Source organism: Planktotalea frisia (assembly GCF_001890925.1).
GTDB lineage: Bacteria > Pseudomonadota > Alphaproteobacteria > Rhodobacterales > Rhodobacteraceae > Planktotalea > Planktotalea frisia.
In genome coordinates this window covers 1-1488 of sequence record NZ_MLCB01000225.1, presented here as the reverse complement: position 1 = coordinate 1488, position 1488 = coordinate 1, and the positions used below count along the sequence as shown (strand labels likewise).

At 50.2% G+C, this 1488-nt stretch carries 2 protein-coding genes; both read left to right on the top strand.

Features of this window, described 5'->3' with window-relative positions; all coding sequences use genetic code 11:
- The first annotated feature begins 102 nt into the window (after positions 1-102).
- The gene (locus PFRI_RS20480; protein WP_072632555.1) at positions 103-417 is read left to right on the top strand and encodes a DUF1476 domain-containing protein; all 315 of its coding nucleotides are present in this window, start codon (positions 103-105) and stop codon (positions 415-417) included.
- A gap of 97 nt (positions 418-514) precedes the next feature.
- Positions 515-1441: a putative bifunctional lysylphosphatidylglycerol flippase/synthetase gene (locus tag PFRI_RS20475; RefSeq protein WP_072632554.1), complete on the top strand. Its 927-nt coding sequence runs from the start codon at positions 515-517 to the stop codon at positions 1439-1441.
- Positions 1442-1488 lie beyond the last annotated feature (47 nt).

The window sequence follows — 1488 nt, the reverse complement described above, 5'->3', positions numbered from 1 at the left end:
CGGATCATGCGGTTAGCTGAATCGTTCTACGGTCAGACGTCAACCCGTCAAAAGTCGGGTGCTCGAGGACTCTGTGTATAACACTTGAGGATAGTGAGTAAGATGAGCACATTTGATGATCGCGAGAACGCCTTTGAAAACAAGTTCGCACATGATGCGGAAATGCAGTTCAAAGCCGATGCGCGCCGTAATAAATTGGTCGGCCTTTGGGCTGCTGGATTGATGGGTAAATCTGACGATGACGCCGCAGAATACGCGAAAGAGGTTATTAAAGCCGACTTTGAAGAAGCAGGTCACGAAGATGTGGTGCGCAAGTTGACAGCTGATTTGGGCAACAAAGCGACAGATGCCGAAATTCGCGCGAAAATGGATGAGTGCCTCGCAATTGCGAAATCTCAGCTGATGTCAGACGGCTAAGTCTGCGCGCTTTGAAATTTTAAGCCGCTGCTTTTCACTGATTGGCAGCGGTTTTTTTGTGTTTAATTGTAAGCGTTAAGCGGCTGATAAGGCTTTGATGCTTATTGCTGCACGCATGACGACACCCTTTGCTTCACTACTGCTTCACCGCAAGACCCTGCTGCAATTCTTTATGGTTTGTAGCGTCATTCCTTTGTGCTTTTTCGCAGCGCAGCCAATGATGGCGAGCTTTGATTGGTCGCAAATCAAACTCGCCTGGCGCGCAATTTCGCTCGAACAATGGGCCGCCTCTCTGCTGGCAGTGAGTATCAGTTTTGCGGCACTCGGTCGCTACGACGTTATTGTGCACCGGGTGCTGAATACTGGCGTTGCTCCGCGCGCAGCGCATGCCAGCGGGGCCGCATCTGTTGCTTTGTCACAGACCCTCGGCTTTGGCCTGATCGTCGGCACGATCGCGCGTTGGCGCGGAATGAACAGTCTCAACCTTGTCTCAGCAAGCACCGTTACAGCGATGGTTTCCATTAGCTTTTTAGGGTCATGGCTATTTTTATTTGGACTTGCAGGGCTTGTGTCCCCTCGGTCCTTGCCATTGCCCTACTATGTGTATCAGGCGTGCCTATTCAGCGCAGTGTGTTTTGTTTTCTACACAACATTAAAGCGATATGTGACGATTGCGGGTTATCGAACACGCTTCCCAAGTTTGCGTGCCTTGGCCAAGCTCGTGATGTTCACAGCCATCGACACCTGTGCCGCCGCGCTTGCTTTCTTGATATTGATGCCAAGCAGTTTCGAGTCAACGCTAATAGCTTTTTTTCCTATATATCTTGCATGTTTAGGCGTCGCACTTATTGGCAATACACCCGGTGGGTTAGGACCTTTTGAAGTGACACTTCTTTGGGCAATGCCCTTTGAAAACGTGAATAGTCTTCTCGCCAGTTTGATTGCATTTCGCATCGTCTATTTTGCGCTGCCCGCATGCCTTGCGATGCTTTATACACAGAGTCCTCGAGCACCCGACTTTTGACGGGTTGACGTCTGACCGTAGAACGATTCAGCTAACCGCATGATCCG